This is a genomic window from Pseudomonas putida (genome assembly GCF_009883635.2).
Taxonomy (GTDB): domain Bacteria; phylum Pseudomonadota; class Gammaproteobacteria; order Pseudomonadales; family Pseudomonadaceae; genus Aquipseudomonas; species Aquipseudomonas putida_W.
The window spans coordinates 5950631-5965160 of record NZ_CP026115.2 but is presented as its reverse complement, the minus strand read 5'-3'; the positions used below and the strand labels follow the sequence as shown (position 1 = coordinate 5965160).

The 14530-nt window shown below is 62.9% G+C and carries 14 protein-coding genes and 3 pseudogenes; 5 read left to right on the top strand and 12 right to left on the bottom strand.

Going from position 1 to position 14530, the window contains the following annotated elements:
* Window positions 1–32: 32 nt before the first annotated feature.
* From C2H86_RS27100 to mcpP, 7 genes and pseudogenes are all read right to left on the bottom strand, one after another.
* Window positions 33–1523 carry a heme utilization protein gene (locus C2H86_RS27100; protein WP_159410704.1) on the bottom strand — a complete coding sequence of 497 codons (1491 nt, stop codon included), beginning with the start codon at window positions 1521–1523 and terminating at the stop codon, window positions 33–35.
* A 48-nt stretch (window positions 1524–1571) separates the two neighbouring features.
* The gene (locus C2H86_RS27095; protein ID WP_159410703.1) at window positions 1572–2150 is read right to left on the bottom strand and encodes an adhesin; all 579 of its coding nucleotides are present in this window, start codon (window positions 2148–2150) and stop codon (window positions 1572–1574) included.
* Window position 2151: 1 nt separating this feature from the next.
* Window positions 2152–2583 (bottom strand): hypothetical protein, encoded by a 432-nt coding sequence (locus tag C2H86_RS27090; protein ID WP_159410702.1) that lies wholly within the window; start codon window positions 2581–2583, stop codon window positions 2152–2154.
* A gap of 297 nt (window positions 2584–2880) precedes the next feature.
* Window positions 2881–3432, bottom strand: coding sequence for an AAA family ATPase (locus tag C2H86_RS27085; RefSeq protein WP_159410701.1), 552 nt, complete (start codon window positions 3430–3432; stop codon window positions 2881–2883).
* Window positions 3429–3995, bottom strand: a complete 567-nt coding sequence (gene pnuC / locus C2H86_RS27080; RefSeq protein WP_159410700.1) for a nicotinamide riboside transporter PnuC — start codon at window positions 3993–3995, stop codon at window positions 3429–3431. The genes C2H86_RS27085 and pnuC overlap by 4 nt, the downstream gene beginning before the upstream one ends.
* 106 nt (window positions 3996–4101) lie before the next feature.
* Window positions 4102–4674 (bottom strand): annotated as a pseudogene (locus tag C2H86_RS28860) (methyl-accepting chemotaxis protein); the annotation flags it as partial.
* Window positions 4675–5022: 348 nt separating this feature from the next.
* A pseudogene (gene mcpP, locus C2H86_RS28855) lies at window positions 5023–5646 on the bottom strand (methyl-accepting chemotaxis protein McpP); the annotation flags it as partial.
* Window positions 5647–6035: 389 nt separating this feature from the next.
* Here mcpP and C2H86_RS27070 point away from each other — a divergent pair.
* The gene (locus C2H86_RS27070) at window positions 6036–6866 is read left to right on the top strand and encodes an undecaprenyl-diphosphate phosphatase (RefSeq protein WP_159410698.1); all 831 of its coding nucleotides are present in this window, start codon (window positions 6036–6038) and stop codon (window positions 6864–6866) included.
* Between the two features lies 1 nt (window position 6867).
* Complete coding sequence (locus C2H86_RS27065) at window positions 6868–7296, top strand: DUF1294 domain-containing protein (RefSeq protein WP_159410697.1); 429 nt, start codon at window positions 6868–6870, stop codon at window positions 7294–7296.
* Here C2H86_RS27065 and C2H86_RS27060 read toward each other — a convergent pair whose 3' ends face one another.
* The gene (locus C2H86_RS27060) at window positions 7297–7656 is read right to left on the bottom strand and encodes an MmcQ/YjbR family DNA-binding protein (protein WP_159410696.1); all 360 of its coding nucleotides are present in this window, start codon (window positions 7654–7656) and stop codon (window positions 7297–7299) included. It lies immediately after the preceding gene.
* On the bottom strand, window positions 7649–8551 hold the full coding sequence (locus C2H86_RS27055; RefSeq protein WP_103447234.1) for a LysR substrate-binding domain-containing protein: 903 nt from the start codon (window positions 8549–8551) through the stop codon (window positions 7649–7651). The genes C2H86_RS27060 and C2H86_RS27055 overlap by 8 nt, the downstream gene beginning before the upstream one ends.
* A gap of 134 nt (window positions 8552–8685) precedes the next feature.
* Here C2H86_RS27055 and C2H86_RS27050 point away from each other — a divergent pair, with 134 nt between their 5' ends.
* Both C2H86_RS27050 and C2H86_RS27045 read left to right on the top strand, forming a co-directional pair.
* Window positions 8686–9297 (top strand): FMN-dependent NADH-azoreductase, encoded by a 612-nt coding sequence (locus tag C2H86_RS27050; protein ID WP_060507230.1) that lies wholly within the window; start codon window positions 8686–8688, stop codon window positions 9295–9297.
* Window positions 9298–9427: 130 nt separating this feature from the next.
* A complete protein-coding gene (locus C2H86_RS27045; protein ID WP_159410695.1) occupies window positions 9428–10462 on the top strand; it encodes an alpha/beta hydrolase family protein in 1035 nt (344 codons plus the stop codon).
* On the opposite strand, the gene C2H86_RS27040 is transcribed toward C2H86_RS27045, so the two are convergent.
* The 3 genes and pseudogenes from C2H86_RS27040 to C2H86_RS28515 all read right to left on the bottom strand — a co-directional run.
* Window positions 10433–11626, bottom strand: a complete 1194-nt coding sequence (locus tag C2H86_RS27040; RefSeq protein ID WP_159410694.1) for an MFS transporter — start codon at window positions 11624–11626, stop codon at window positions 10433–10435. The two genes, C2H86_RS27045 and C2H86_RS27040, sit on opposite strands and share 30 nt — an antisense overlap.
* 251 nt (window positions 11627–11877) lie before the next feature.
* The gene (locus C2H86_RS27035) at window positions 11878–13464 is read right to left on the bottom strand and encodes an ABC-F family ATPase (RefSeq protein WP_027919182.1); all 1587 of its coding nucleotides are present in this window, start codon (window positions 13462–13464) and stop codon (window positions 11878–11880) included.
* 20 nt (window positions 13465–13484) lie between these two features.
* Window positions 13485–13691: pseudogene (locus tag C2H86_RS28515) on the bottom strand (site-specific integrase); the annotation flags it as partial.
* A 536-nt stretch (window positions 13692–14227) separates the two neighbouring features.
* Between C2H86_RS28515 and C2H86_RS27030 the strand changes: the two are divergent.
* Complete coding sequence (locus C2H86_RS27030; RefSeq protein ID WP_159410693.1) at window positions 14228–14419, top strand: hypothetical protein; 192 nt, start codon at window positions 14228–14230, stop codon at window positions 14417–14419.
* Window positions 14420–14530 lie beyond the last annotated feature (111 nt).

Genomic DNA, 14530 nt, shown 5'->3' with positions numbered 1-14530 from the left:
GCTCCCCGAAGGGAGCCTCCAGACCGCAGTGGTTACATCGAGGTGTTGGAGATGGCCAGCGAGTTGCTTTGCTGGTTGCCCACACCTGCTGCCACGTTCACGCCCAGGTTGCCGCTGCCACCGTTCACCGAACCACTCAGGGTAGCGGTGTTGGTCACAGGGTTGGCCCAGCCGGTCGGGGTCAGCACTTGGAACGACACGGTGTTGCTCAGAGCGTACTCGCTAGACTCGCTGAAGCTCTTCGAGATGCTGTCCGACGACTGCGAAGCTTTTTCGCCGGCTTTGTCGTAGGCCGAGGCACTGGCTTTTTCCCAAGCCGAGGCGTTGGCCTTCTCGTAGGAAGTATCGCGAGCCTTGTCATAGGACGAGTCATGGCTACGGTCATACGAAGAGTCATAGGCTCTGTCGAAGGACGAGCTGAGCGACTTGTCGAACGACGAGTTGCTGGACGAGTCATGCGACTTGTCGATCGATGCATCCAGCGATGCACTGAGCGATGCGTCGAAGTCCGAGCTGCGCGAGCGAGTGAAGTTGCCGAAGGTTTGCGACGACGATGCGCTGCCATTGGCGCTGGCATCGAGCGATGCGCTAACCGTGGTGTTGGAGGACGAGCTGTGGTCGCGGCTGGACGAGCCGTTTGCAGCCCAGTTGTTGGAGCCGCTGGCGTTCATGCTGTTGCTGCCGCTGGAGCTGCTGCTGTTGGAGCCGCTGGCAGTCATGCTGCTAGAGCCGCTGGAGCTGCTGCTTTTGCTGCCGCTGGCACTGGCGCTCTGGCTGCCCGATGCGCTGTAACTCGAGCTGGAGCTCTTGTCGACGCTGGCATCGAACGAACCGCTACGCGAGGCCGAACCACTCGAAGAAGTGGTGAAGCTCAGCGTGTCGATGGTGTAGGTGCGGTCGGCACGGTTGTTCACCTCCAGACCAGGGCCGTTCTGATCGGCCGAGGCGGTGGCGCTCGAGTTACCGATAGCCGCAGCGTTGTTGGCGATGGCCATGGTATTTTTCTGCTGGTTCAGGTCGCCGCCAGCGATGTTGATACCAATGTTGCCGCTGCTGCCGTCAGCCGAGCCGCTCATGACCGCAGAGCTCTGCGTCGACCAGTTGTTGACAGTGTTGTTGTTGCTGCGCTGGGTAACTTCAGCGGTAGCAGTGGAGGTGCCGAACACGAAGCTGTTGTCGATGTCGGCATTATCGGACGAAGTGTTGGCGATGGCCGCAGCGTTGTCCTGCTGGTTGCCGTTACCGGCGGCCACGTTGACACCTACGTTGCCGCTGGCGCCGGTGCCGGAGCTGCTCATTTCAGCTTCGTTGATGGTGCCTTCGTTACGAATGGTGTTGCCGGTGCTTCTTTGGGAGTCGGTCGCTTCAGCGGTGGCGCTGGTGTAGACCGCCCTGTCCATTTGCCGGTGGTGGTTGTTATGGTTGTCGTGACCACGACGATTGTTCTGATCCGCTTGTGCAGCAACAGCCATGACCGCAGCAATTGCGAAAACCAGAGGCTTGATTGCCATCGAGGGTTTCATGGTGTTTCTCCGTCTTTTAGGTTAAGTGTTGTTCTTTACCTGTCTGGGTCAGTTCGCGACCCTAACGCTCAGGGTGTTTGCCGTCTGGTTGCCCACCCCGGCGCTCTGATTCAGCTGAATGACCCCGCGGCTACCGGTGAATGCCTGGTCACCGGTGGTGACCTGGCGATAGCCGGGTGAGGTATCAGATGGATCGGAGCTGTTGATCAGCGCCACGTTCTGTTGCAGCAGGACGCTGTCATCGATGCTTTGCGGTTGTGTACTGATGCTGATGCGCAGGGCATTGGCCTGCTGGGTTGCAGCGCCGGCACTCTGGTTGACGCCCAGGGCGCCGTTACCATGGCTGAAGGCGTTGCCCTGGATGCTGGCGCTGGCGCCCATGTTCGGGTCGACGATGGACAGCTGGCGCTGGCGAATTTGCGTGCTAGCAGCGGCCTCGTGCCCGGTGGCAAGTGCTCGGGCGTTGGCTTGTTGCTGTTGATCGCCGGCGGCCTGGTTAACGCTGAAGTTGCCTTGGTACTGCGCGCCGGAACTGTCGATGTTGGCGTCGTTGATAACCGGAACCGGAGATTGCGCCAGCGCCGAGGCACTGCTCAGCAGGGCCAGGATAAACAGCGTCTGCCTCATCTCATTTGCCTCCGGTCAGGATCTGCAGTGGGGCAAGACCGCGCTGAACGCTCGAGTTGACCATGTTGGAGATGCCGTTGCCCGAGCCGGTGCCGCGGCCGGCAGCCTGGTTCGCCAGCTGCGTCTGGTTGCCGATCTGGCCGCCAAGGTTGTTGGTCTGCTGAGTGACCAGCGAGGAAATCCCTGTGCCGCTGGTAATGCTGGCAAAGTCGCCATCGCTCAGTTCGTTGGTCTGTTTGATAACGTATGCGGAAGGGTTGGCATTGGCGGTGGTAGGGTTGGGGTCGGGCGCCAGGGGCGCTCGGATGGCCATGCGCGGTTGAACATCACGGGTGATGATGATGATGCCGTTATCGGCCATCGCGGGCAGCACCGATACCCAAGCACAACCGACCAGCAGCAGGCGAACAATGCCTTTATCCAGTTTCCCCATGACGGCTACTCCTTCTTTTGGCGCTGGTCTTGTGCAGCGTTGCGAAGGAGGAGAGCGAAAGCCGTGCCGTTTTTGGATAACGCTTTAAAATCAGATAGTTGCGCGCAGTGCCTGAACTGGCCGTGAATTTGTTGTATCAGCGCTGAGACAAATTTTCAGTGAATTGGCGTTTGGCCCAGCATTTGCGTTACTCGAAGGGGCTTTTCGACGATTGTTTCACAACCTTGACACTGCCCCCACAAATGGCTGCAAGCCCACAGATACGGGGGGTTGGCTTCATCTGGGTGTGTCATGGGATTAACACTCGGTGATGCAGGCCGGGTTTTTTCCCTCCAGCAGGCGCTGCACTGCAAGCAGGGCTGTGGCGCTGCGTTGTGGCCAGTCCCCCTCGATGATCTGCACCGCTTGCCCGTGGCGTTGCAGCCAGTCACGGCTGTCCTCGAAGAACGCCTGGCGGTCGGCAAGGTCCGGTTGGCTACGCTGGCCATCGTCGACCCAGCCCACCCCCTGCGGGCTGAGCAACAGGTGCAGGTCGTAACGACGGGCAAGTAAAGCCTGTTCCAGCCAGGGCGGGCAAGCGTCGAACAGGGCGCGGCTCCACAGCATGTTGCTGAGCAGGTGGGTATCGAGAATCAGCAGTTCAGGTGCCTGCTGGCGGGCCTGGTCTTCCCAGGCCAGTTGGCCGCGGGCGATGGTGGGGATATCGGCATAGCAGGTGTCGCGACATTCCTGGTCGATGAAGTGGCGTACGTACTCGCCCACCACAATACCGCCGAAATGCGCCTGGATTTCACCGCTAAGCCAGCTTTTGCCGCTGGATTCGGGACCGCACAGTACCAGGACCTTCATGGCTGCACCAATGCAGGGGCACGGCGCCATTCCAGCCAGCCGCGTACCGCGATCAGCGTCAACACGGCAAAGAAACCAGCGGTGAAGTACAGCTGCTGGTTCAGGTATTGGCCGACATAGACCACATCCACCACGATCCACAGTGGCCAGCACTGCACGCGTTTCTGCGCCATCCACAGTTGTGCGACCAGGCTGAAACCGGTCAGCGTGGCATCCAGCCAGGGCAGGGCCGCATCCGTCCAGCTGGCCATCGCCGCACCGAGTGTCACGCTCAGCAGCAGCCCTGCCAGCAACCCGCCGAGCAGCGCCCGGGCTGGCAGGCGCGAGACCTGGCGAGCGTCTTCGACCCGGTCCGGGCGCTTCCATTGCCACCAGCCGTACAGCTGCAGCACGGCGTAGGCCACTTGCAGCAGCATGCCCGAGTACAGCTTCACTTCGTAGAACAGCCAGCCATAGATCAGCACCATGACCAGGCCGATCGGCCAGCACCAGGCATTCTGCTTGACGGTGAGCCACACGGCGGTGACGCCGAGCACGGCGGCGATGAGTTCGAGGCCGGACATCGGCGATCCTTGGTTGGCAAAGGGCGGCGATTGTAGCTTGTGCAGGGCGGGAGGTGTAGCGCGCAACCGGCACCGGCCCGCTCGGGGGCCGGTATTTACAGCCTGTTCAGACCCGGAACTGACGCAGCAGCTGTTCCAGCTCCTCGCTCAGTTGTCCCAACGCCACGCCCGCATCGCTGGATTGGCGCGCGGCATCGGCGGTCTGCTGCGACAGCCCGGCGGTGTCCAGCACATTGCGGTTGATCTCTTCGACCACATGGGACTGCTGCAAGGTGGCGCTGGCGATCGAGGCGTTGAGGGCGGTGAGGTTGTGCAGTGCCTGGCTGATGGCATCCAGGCTGGAACCGGCCTCGCGGGCTTGCTGCACGGTCTGGCGCGAAGCCTCGCTGCTGGTGTCGATGGCCTTGACCGCCGCATCGGACTGGCCTTGCAGGTGCTCGATCATGGTGTGGATTTCCGCTGTCGACTGCGCGGTACGTTGTGCCAACAGGCGTACCTCGTCGGCCACCACGGCAAACCCGCGGCCCTGCTCGCCAGCGCGAGCGGCTTCGATGGCGGCGTTGAGGGCGAGCAGGTTGGTCTGCTCGGCGATGGCCCGGATCACGTCGAGCACGCCACCAATCTTGGTACTGTGCCCGGCCAGGTCACGGATCACCTGCACAGCCTGGTCGATGGTCGCCGAAAGCCGGTCGATCTGTTGCAGGCTGCCGTGGATGGCCTGCTGGCCGTGTTCCACCTGCTGCTGCGCGGCGCGCATCTCACCGGCGGCCTGTTCGGCCGTCTTGGCCACGTCGTGCACGGCATAGGTGACTTCGTTGACCGCCGTCGCCACCTGGTCCATCTGCAGGGACTGCTGGGCGCTGTGCTGCTGAGCGACACCAGCATTGTCGCCGACGTGCCCGGCCGACTGCGCCAGGGCGTGAGCAGCGCCCTGAAGCTGGCCAACCACCCCTTGCAGCTTGCCGTTGAACTGGTTGAAGTGCTGGCCCAAGTAGGTGATCTCGTCACGGCCGTGGGTGTCCAGGCGGCGGGTCAGGTCGCTTTCGCCGCTGGCGATGTTGCCCATGGCCTGCACCGCTTCCTGCAGGGGGCGGGCAATGCTGCGGGCGATGAGCATGACCACCAGGGCCATCAGCAAGGCAATGCCCAGGCCGACCAGCGAGGCATCGCGCAACTGGCGGGCGAATTCGGCCTGCACATCATCGACGTACACGCCGGAACCGATGATCCAGCCCCAAGGCTTGAACAGTTGGATATAGGAGGTCTTGGCCACCGGCTCGCTGGCACCCGGCTTGGGCCAGCGGTAGTCGACCGGGCCGGCGCCCTGGCTGCGGGCGAGGGCGACCATCTCGTTGAACACGGCAAAGCCGTCCGGGTCGCGAATGGCGGAGAGGTCCTGGCCATCGAGCTTGGGGTTGGCCGGATGCATGATCATCCTGGGCCCCAGGTCGTTGATCCAGAAATAGTCGTTCTGGTCGTAGCGCAGCGCCCGCACCACTTGCAGCGCCTGCTGCTGGGCCGCCTCGCGGCTGAGCGTGCCGGCGGCCTCCAGGCCCTGGTAGTAGGCCAGCACGCCAGCGGCGGTCTGTACCACGTGGCGGGTCTTTTCCGCCTTGGCCTGGTACAGGTCGCCATGGATCTGGCGCAGCATCAGCAGGCCGAGCACCACCAGCATGCCCACCGCTACCACCAGAATCAGCCACAGACGACGGCTGATCGACATCGACCGCAATGCCTTCATCGAATCCACTCCTACCTTGTTCTTTTTATTCAGGTGCATCCAAGCACGCTTTGCAGGCGGCAGGCACTCGACTAATGGCTAAGTGCTAGTTATTGGCTACTCTGCCACAGGCTGCGCGCGCCTTTGTCATGCCGCTTTGATAGGATCTCGGCCGAGCAAGATGAAACCTTTAGTCAGGCTGAACTTTTCCACTGGCGTCGGTCCCAGAAGTCGCTGTAAAAAGGCCGCGCCGCGTGCGGCAATCAAAAGCAAATCAAGAATAAGGGGCCTGCAAGCAGCAGTGCCCCATCGGGGGAACAATGGATTTTTGGACGGCCTTTCAGGCAATCATCTTAGGTGTGGTCGAGGGGCTCACGGAGTTTTTGCCGATTTCCAGTACCGGCCACCAGATCATCGTCGCCGACCTCATCGGGTTTGCTGGCGAACGGGCCATGGCGTTCAACATCATTATCCAGCTAGCGGCGATCCTGGCGGTCGTGTGGGAGTTCCGCAGCAAGATCCTCGAAGTGGTGTTCGGCCTGGCCAGCCAGCCGAAGGCCCGGCGTTTCACCGGTAACCTGTTGCTGGCGTTCATGCCGGCGGTGGTGCTGGGCGTGCTGTTCGCCGACCTGATCCACCAGTACCTGTTCAACCCGATCACCGTGGCGACGGCGCTGGTGATCGGTGGTGTGATCATGCTCTGGGCTGAGCGTCGCCAGCACACCGTGGCGGTGGACCATGTCGACGACATGCGCTGGACCCAAGCCCTGAAGATCGGCTTCGTGCAGTGCCTGGCGATGATCCCGGGTACCTCGCGCTCTGGTTCCACCATCATCGGCGGCCTGCTGTTCGGCCTGTCGCGCAAGGCGGCCACCGAGTTCTCGTTCTTCCTGGCGATGCCGACCATGGTCGGTGCGGCAGTCTATTCGGGCTACAAGTACCGCCATTTGTTCGAACCGAGCGATTTGCCGGTGTTCGCCCTCGGCTTCGTGACCTCGTTCATCTTCGCGATGATTGCCGTACGCGCGCTGCTGAAGTTCATCGCCAACCACAGCTATGCGGCCTTTGCCTGGTACCGCATCGTCTTTGGTCTGCTGATCCTGGCGACCTGGCAGTTCGGCTGGGTCGACTGGTCGACGGCGCACAGCTGACATGGCACGGGCACAGAATACGGCGTCAAGCGGCGCCGAACGCACAGCGGGCGTGCGCAATGCACGCCTGAAGCTGTTGCTGCTGGCAGGGCTGTGCCTGTTGCCGGTACTTGGCGCGGCACAGATGGGCTGGAGCGGGCAGACCTGGGTGCCATTGGCGTTGTACCCGCTGGTCAGCCTGATCAGCCTGCTGCTGTACTGGCAGGACAAGCGCCAGGCCCAGGGCAATACCTGGCGCACGCCAGAAAAGGTGCTGCACGCCAGCGAGTTGCTGGGAGGCTGGCCCGGAGCGCTGGTTGCCCAGCAGCTGTTCCGACACAAGACACGCAAACTGTCTTACCAGCTGGTGTTCTGGGGTATCGTGCTGCTGCATCAGGTGTTCTGGCTTGATTACCTGTTCCTGGGCAGCCGATTCCTGCCGTTCATCTGATCAGCTCAGCAGGCTTGCCTGCAGCCGTTTTGGCAGCCGTCGCACCACCAGCTGGTGCGAGCGCTGCAGCAGGTCGCACAGTTCATCCCGGCCCATGGGGTAGGGTGGCGCCATGCTGATCCACCTGGCACGTGCCAGATAAGGCGCCGGCCGCACGCCAGGGCGGTCGCAATAGCCCAGAAACAGCTCGTCGGCGACCTTGAACGACAAGCCCGCGCCGGCCAGGTCGAGCACGGCGAACATCTTGTTGCCGGCCACGGAAAACACCCGGATACCGCCCCATTTGTAGTCCTCCCTCGCGCCCGGCAGGCTCAGGCAGAATGCTGCCACCTGTTCCTCGGTCATCTTTTGCTTAGACATAACGCTCCCCACACGCTTCGAACGACGCCGCCAGGTGGTCTATCCATGCCCGCACGGCCGGCAACAAGCCACGTCGATGAGGGTAGACCGCTTGCAGGTAGCCGCCTGGCAATGACCAGTCCGGCAGCAGCTTCACCAGCTCGCCGCGTTCCAGTTCCTCTTCGCAGAACATGCTGGGCAGGGCGGTGAAGCCCAGCCCGGCGCGCACGGCGGCGTTGCGCACGACAAAATCGTCGATGGCCAGGCGTGGTTCCAGGGCGATTTCCTGCTGACGGCCATTGGGCCCGTGCAAGCGGAAGTGCACCAGCCGGTCGGCTTCGGCGGCGCCCAGCACAGGGAGCGTGGCCAACTCGGAGGGCTCGCGGATATGGTCGGCAAAGCCGGGGGCTGCCACCAGCTGCATCTGCGCCTGGCGCAGCCGGCGGGTCACCAGTGCCGGATCTTCGTCGCCCAGGTCGCGTACGCGCAGAGCGACGTCGATGCCTTCGGAAATCAGGTCGACACGGCGGTTGAGCAGGACCATGTCCAGCTGCACCTGCGGGTACTGTTCGAGGAAACGGCTGATCACCTCTGGCAGGAATGCATGGGCCAGGGCTACCGGGCACGAAACACGCAGGCGCCCGCGCGGTTCGCTGCTCATGCTCGCCACCACCTCGTCGGCAGCCTCGGCCTCCAGCAGCATGGCCTGGCAATGGTGCAGGTAGCGCTCGCCAACGGCCGTGAGTTTGAGCTGGCGCGTGGTGCGCTGCAGCAGGCGGGTGCCAAGGCGTTCTTCCAGTTCGGCAATCCGCCGCGACAGGCGCGACTTGGGAATGCCCAACTGGCGCCCGGCCGCAGCAAAGCCGCCGGCTTCGACCACCTGGGCAAAATAGAAGAGGTCATTGAGGTCTTGCATGGGGGCTGTCTCACTGTTCTACCTGTGGGACAAACTAACGCATTTTTACTGACTTTTCAGCCATTCGGCATCCCGGTAGGATTCTCCCCATCGTGATCGCCCACCGCCGCGGTCTTCATTCACAGGAGAGTCCCATGAAACTGTTGCATATCGATTCGAGCATCCTGGGCGACAATTCCGCCTCTCGCCAACTGAGCCGCGAAGTGGTCGAAGCCTGGAAAGCCGCAGACCCGAGCATCGAAGTGGTCTACCGTGACCTGGCCGCCGACGCCATCGCCCACTTCTCGTCCGCCACCCTGGTGGCTGCCGGTACCCCGGAAGAAGCCCGTGACGCCGCCCAGGCCTTCGAAGCCAAGCTGAGCGCCGAAACCCTGGAAGAATTCCTCGCCGCCGACGCCGTGGTGATTGGCGCACCGATGTACAACTTCAGCGTGCCGACCCAGCTCAAGGCCTGGATCGACCGCGTGGCCGTCGCCGGCAAGACCTTCCGTTACACCGAAGCCGGCCCGGAAGGCCTGTGCGGCAACAAGAAAGTGGTGCTGGTCTCCACCGCGGGTGGCCTGCACGCTGGCCAGCCGACCGGTGTTGGTCATGAAGACTTCCTCAAGGTGTTCCTCGGCTTCATCGGCATCACCGACCTGGAAGTGGTCCGTGCCCACGGCCTGGCCTATGGCCCGGAACACCGTACCCAGGCAATCGACGCCGCCCAGGCGCAGATCGCCAACGAGCTGTTCGCCGCAGCCTGATCGCCGGGCGACAAAAAAACGGCTGGTGCCCCGTGCACCAGCCGTTTTTTTCATCCAGTTTTCATCTGCCGGTGGTAAGGCCGGATCTATGCTGACGCTATCCTGAGGCCTGCTGCGCGATAGCTGACCGATGAACACTCCCCGTTGTTTGCTGGCATTGCTGCTCGGTGGCCTGTTGGCCCATGCCGAGGCTTCCCCGTGGGTGGCCGGTCTGCATTACATGACCCTCGACGATCCGGTCGACGCCCGGCCAATGCAGGCTCTGGCGTTCTACCCCTCCCATGGCACACCGCGCAATATCCGCATCGACGGCTATCCCATCGACGTCGCTGAAGAGGCCCCGGTCGCCCTCGGGCAGTTTCCGCTGCTGGTGCTGTCCCACGGCAACACTGGCAGCCCGCTGGCGCTGCATTACCTGGCCACCGCCCTGGCCCGCCAGGGCTTTGTCGTTGTGGCGGTGGTGCACCCAGGCGACAATGCCCGGGACCATAGCCGCCTGGGCACTCTGAGCAATCTTTATGGGCGGCCCTTGCAGGTCAGCGAGGCCATCACGTCCGCCCGTGAAGACGCGTTGCTTGGCCCTTACCTGAATGACGGCAAGGTCGGTGTGATCGGCTATTCGGCCGGCGGTGAAACCGCCTTGATCCTGTCTGGCGCCCAACCTGACCTGGATCGCCTGCGCCGTTATTGCCTCGAGCGCCCAGGTGATGCCGATGCCTGCAAGACCCATGGCGTGCTGATCGCCGACCGCAGCGAGCTGGCGCCCAAGGCCGATTCACGGGTCGGCGCGGTGATGCTGATGGCTCCCTTGAGCCTGATGTTCGGCCGCCATGCCCTGGCCGGGGTGAAGGTGCCCGCGTTGATCTACAGTGGTGACAGTGACCAGTTGGTGGCGGTGGACCGCAATGCCGAGGAACTGGCGCGCAAGCTGCCAATCACCCCGGACTACCGCTTGCTGGCAGGGGCCGGGCACTTCGTGTTCATGGCCCGCTGTGACGAGGAGCAGCATGCGCGCATGCCAGCGCTGTGCAAGGACGCCGATGGTGTCGACCGGCGCCACATCCACCATTCGCTGCAGCGTGATACGGCGGCGTTCTTCACCCAGGCCCTTGGCGCGCCGGAGCACGCCGAGCGCTCAGCCGCGGCGACCGCGCCGCGCCAGTAGCAGCGTCAGGCCGACCCCGGCCAGGGCCAGCAGCGCCGCGACGCAGAAAATCGAGGCATAACCCAGGTGCACCGCCACCGCGCCCATCACCGGGCCGGCGATGGCCAGTGCCATGTCGAAGAACACGGCATAGGCCCCCAGCCCCGCACCACGGCTGCTGCTCGGCACCTGCTTGATCGCTTCGACGCCCAGTGCCGGATACACCAGCGACAGGCCGAAGCCCGTCAGGCCGGCACCGACCAGCGCCCAGGGCGGCGAGGGCGCCAGCCACAGCAGGCTCAGGCCGAGCACTTCGGTGGCCATGCAGGCCATGGCCACGTTGTAGCCGCCAAAGCGGTTGACCGCGTTGACGAACAGCAGCCGCGAAATGATGAAACACAGGCCGAAGGCACTCAGGCACCAGGCCGCACCGACCCAGCCACGCTCCAGGTAATAAAGGGTGACGAAGGTGGTCAGGGTGCCGTAGCCAATCGACGCCAGGGTCAACCCCAGGCCGCAGGGTGCGACGCGGCCAAAGGCCGACCAGAACGGTAGCCGCTCGCCACGCGTCACCACGACGTCGGGGCGCTTGCGCAGCACCAGCAAGGCCACTAACGCCAACACCAGCAAGGCCGGGCCGAGCACGCTGAAATCCAGGCCTGCGACCGCCAGCACACCGACTGGCGCACCGATGGCGATCGCCCCGTACGAGGCGATGCCATTCCACGAGATTACCCGCGCCGTGTGCTCCGGGCCGACCTGGCTGATGCCCCAGCTCAAGGTGGCGACGCCGATCAGCCCCTGCGCCAGGCCCAGCAGCACACGGCCGCCGAGCAGCAGGGCCAGGCTCAGCAGCGGCGCCTGCAGCGACCAGGCCGAGAGCAGCGTCAACACCCCGCAACCGGCGATGCCCAGCAGGCCATAGCCAATCGCCTTCTTGCCCCCCAGGGTATCGGCCACGCGCCCGGCGAAAGGGCGGCTGAGCAGGGTGGAAAGGTACTGCAGGCCGATGGTCACCCCGGCGATCACCGCACCAAAGCCCAGCTGGTCGTGCACATAGCTGGGCAGCACCGCAATCGGCAGGCCGATGCAGAGGAAGGCAATGAAGGTGTAGAAGACGATCGACAGGATCTGCAGGGTAATACTGAAGGTGCTGCTGGTGGGGGCGGGCTGTTGCGCAGTCATGGGCTCTTTCGCGGGCGGGCGGTTGGGCGTGCCCTAATCATGGCCGCTGCGCGAAGTAAATGAAAGCAGGCTAACGAATTATTCATCGGCGAGAGCCAGCCTGTGGGATTGGCGGTGGATTCTTCGCGGGACAAGCCCGCTCCCACAGGATCTCCACAGTCTTCTGGGATGTGGTAATCCTGTGGGAGCGGGCTTGCCCCGCGAAGATGCCGGCCCAGCCACCCAAAGGCGACCAGGCCAACTCAGCTACCTCAGACCACGACGCCCTGGCTACGCAGGTAATCGTCATAGGTTCCGCTGAAGTCCACCACACCATCAGCGCTCAGCTCGATGATACGGGTCGCCAGCGACGACACGAACTCGCGGTCATGGCTGACGAACAGCAGGGTGCCCGGGTAGTTTTCCAGCGCCAGGTTCAGCGCCTCGATCGATTCCATGTCCAGGTGGTTGGTCGGCTCGTCCATCACCAGCACGTTCGGCTTCTGCAGGATCAGCTTGCCGAACAGCATGCGGCCTTGCTCACCACCGGAAATCACCTTCACTGACTTGAGGATCTCGTCGTTGGAGAACAGCATGCGCCCCAGGGTGCCGCGGATCACCTGCTCGCCGCTGGTCCACTGGCCCATCCAGTCGAACAGGGTCATGTCGTCTTCGAAGTCGTGGGCGTGGTCCTGGGCGTAGTAGCCCACTTCGGCGCTGTCGGTCCACTTCACGGAGCCGGCATCCGGGGTCATCTCGCCGACCAGGGTACGCAGCAGGGTGGTCTTGCCGATACCGTTGGGGCCGATGATCGCTACGCGCTCGCCGGCTTCGACGGTGATGTCGAAATTCTTGAATAGCACCTTGTCATCGAAGGCTTTCGCCATCTTCTCGACGACCACTGCCTGGCGGTGCAGTTTCTTGGTCTGTTCGAAGCGAATGAACGGGCTGACACGGCTCGAAGGCTTGACCTCGGCCAGCTGGATCTTGTCGATCTGCTTGGCACGCGAAGTCGCCTGCTTGGCCTTGGAGGCGTTGGCCGAGAAGCGGCTGACGAAGGTCTGCAGTTCGGCGATCTGGGCTTTTTTCTTGGCGTTGTCCGACAGCAGTTGCTCGCGCGACTGGGTGGCCGCGGTCATGTACTCGTCGTAGTTGCCCGGGAACAGGCGCAGCTCACCGTAGTCCAGGTCGGCCATGTGCGTGCACACGCTGTTGAGGAAGTGCCGGTCGTGGGAAATGATGATCATGGTGCTGTTACGCGCCGTGAGGATGGTTTCCAGCCAGCGGATGGTGTTGATGTCCAGGTGGTTGGTCGGTTCGTCGAGCAGCAGCACGTCCGGGTCCGAGAACAGCGCCTGGGCCAGCAGCACACGCAGCTTCCAGCCTGGCGCCACTTCGCTCATCGGGCCAAAGTGCTGCTCCAGCGGAATACCCAGCCCCAGCAGCAGCTCACCGGCACGGGATTCGGCGGTGTAGCCGTCCATTTCGGCGAACTCGGTTTCCAGCTCGGCGACGGCCATGCCGTCTTCCTCGGTCATTTCCGGCAGCGAGTAGATGCGGTCGCGCTCGGCCTTGACCTTCCACAGCTGGCCGTGACCCATGATCACGGTGTCGATCACGGTGAATTCTTCGTAGGCGAACTGGTCCTGGCGCAGTTTACCCAGGCGGGTGTTCGGCTCGAGCATGACCTGGCCGCCGGACGGCTCCAGGTCACCGCCGAGGATCTTCATGAAGGTCGACTTGCCGCAACCGTTGGCACCGATCAGGCCGTAGCGGTTGCCGTTGTTGAATTTGACCGAAACGTTTTCGAACAGCGGCTTGGAGCCGAACTGCATGGTGATGTTGGCGGTGGAGATCAAGGAACTTACCTATCAATAACTTACGTGGCTTCTTCGCAGCTGCGGACCAATTTCGGACCAATCTGGAGCTTTTCCAGCTCCTGCCAGTCGTTGGACGAGTTAATCCAGCGCGCATGAGTCGATAAGAGCATCTGCACGCCATGCCCGAGCTGTTGGGCGATAAATGCGGGGTTGAGACCAGACATTGAGCCTATTGTCGCATAGGTGTGGCGGCAGTTATACGGGGGCGGTAGCTCCTTGTGCCCGCCTGTCGAGCGCTCGGCACTTCATGCCAGCCGAAATTTTCCCAATCGTATGCGCAGACATCCTGCGCCTGAGATGGGAGAACGGTTATGGCGATTGACCACAATGGCCCAGATGCAGCGTACCCAGGGCCAGCTGAAGGCAGCCCTGATACAGGGCAGGGTCATGGATCTGGATTGGAAAAAACGGCTTCCGAGCCCAAGCAGGGCGTCGGTGAGGCTTGGTCGGAAAAGCGGCCTGAGGATTGGAATCCTCCTCCCGGAAACCCAGGCTCCGACCAAGACTCACAGGTTCCACGCGACAACGGTACTGCGCGTACTGACGAGGACAAGGCGCCGGACCCGACAGAGACTGGTGGTGAGGTACCCCTATCACCCGACGACGACGCTCCAATCGAAGAAGAGATGAAAGACGTGGATGCCAACAACGCTGTGTCCAGCGAGCATCCCGAACCTCGATGAGCTCGTCATTTGCCAGGTGAGGCCCTGAACAGGGCTGCATCCGAGTGAGGTACACCGCAATGAGCAACGATCCGAAAGCGCAAGGCGGCACCAATCCAGACATGCCTGCTTCACCCGATCCAGTGGTAGATCCCGACCGGCCAACCGTTCCTGACCCGGATGATGATCCGCTCATGAATGAAGAGGAAGGTGGTGACCGTTCGCCGGGCGGTGAAAACCCTGCCTTGGACGAGGATACGCCCAAGGAATAAGCCACTCCGCACTCCAGGCCCGCCAAGTGCGGGCCTTTTTGATTGTGGCGTTTTTAATGGACTCAACCGACCTCGGCCACGGCTCAGCGGCCCGGACCGTAGGCGTGGAGC

Bases quoted from the DNA above. Each gene is read 5' to 3' on its own strand.
- C2H86_RS27100 (WP_159410704.1), bottom strand. From the start codon at position 1,523: ATGAAACCCTCGATGGCAATCAAGCCTCTGGTTTTCGCAATTGCTGCG.
- C2H86_RS27095 (WP_159410703.1), bottom strand. From the start codon at position 2,150: ATGAGGCAGACGCTGTTTATCCTGGCCCTGCTGAGCAGTGCCTCGGCG.
- C2H86_RS27090 (WP_159410702.1), bottom strand. From the start codon at position 2,583: ATGGGGAAACTGGATAAAGGCATTGTTCGCCTGCTGCTGGTCGGTTGT.
- C2H86_RS27085 (WP_159410701.1), bottom strand. From the start codon at position 3,432: ATGAAGGTCCTGGTACTGTGCGGTCCCGAATCCAGCGGCAAAAGCTGG.
- pnuC (WP_159410700.1), bottom strand. From the start codon at position 3,995: ATGTCCGGCCTCGAACTCATCGCCGCCGTGCTCGGCGTCACCGCCGTG.
- C2H86_RS27070 (WP_159410698.1), top strand. From the start codon at position 6,036: ATGGATTTTTGGACGGCCTTTCAGGCAATCATCTTAGGTGTGGTCGAG.
- C2H86_RS27065 (WP_159410697.1), top strand. From the start codon at position 6,868: ATGGCACGGGCACAGAATACGGCGTCAAGCGGCGCCGAACGCACAGCG.
- C2H86_RS27060 (WP_159410696.1), bottom strand. From the start codon at position 7,656: ATGTCTAAGCAAAAGATGACCGAGGAACAGGTGGCAGCATTCTGCCTG.
- C2H86_RS27055 (WP_103447234.1), bottom strand. From the start codon at position 8,551: ATGCAAGACCTCAATGACCTCTTCTATTTTGCCCAGGTGGTCGAAGCC.
- C2H86_RS27050 (WP_060507230.1), top strand. From the start codon at position 8,686: ATGAAACTGTTGCATATCGATTCGAGCATCCTGGGCGACAATTCCGCC.
- C2H86_RS27045 (WP_159410695.1), top strand. From the start codon at position 9,428: ATGAACACTCCCCGTTGTTTGCTGGCATTGCTGCTCGGTGGCCTGTTG.
- C2H86_RS27040 (WP_159410694.1), bottom strand. From the start codon at position 11,626: ATGACTGCGCAACAGCCCGCCCCCACCAGCAGCACCTTCAGTATTACC.
- C2H86_RS27030 (WP_159410693.1), top strand. From the start codon at position 14,228: ATGAGCAACGATCCGAAAGCGCAAGGCGGCACCAATCCAGACATGCCT.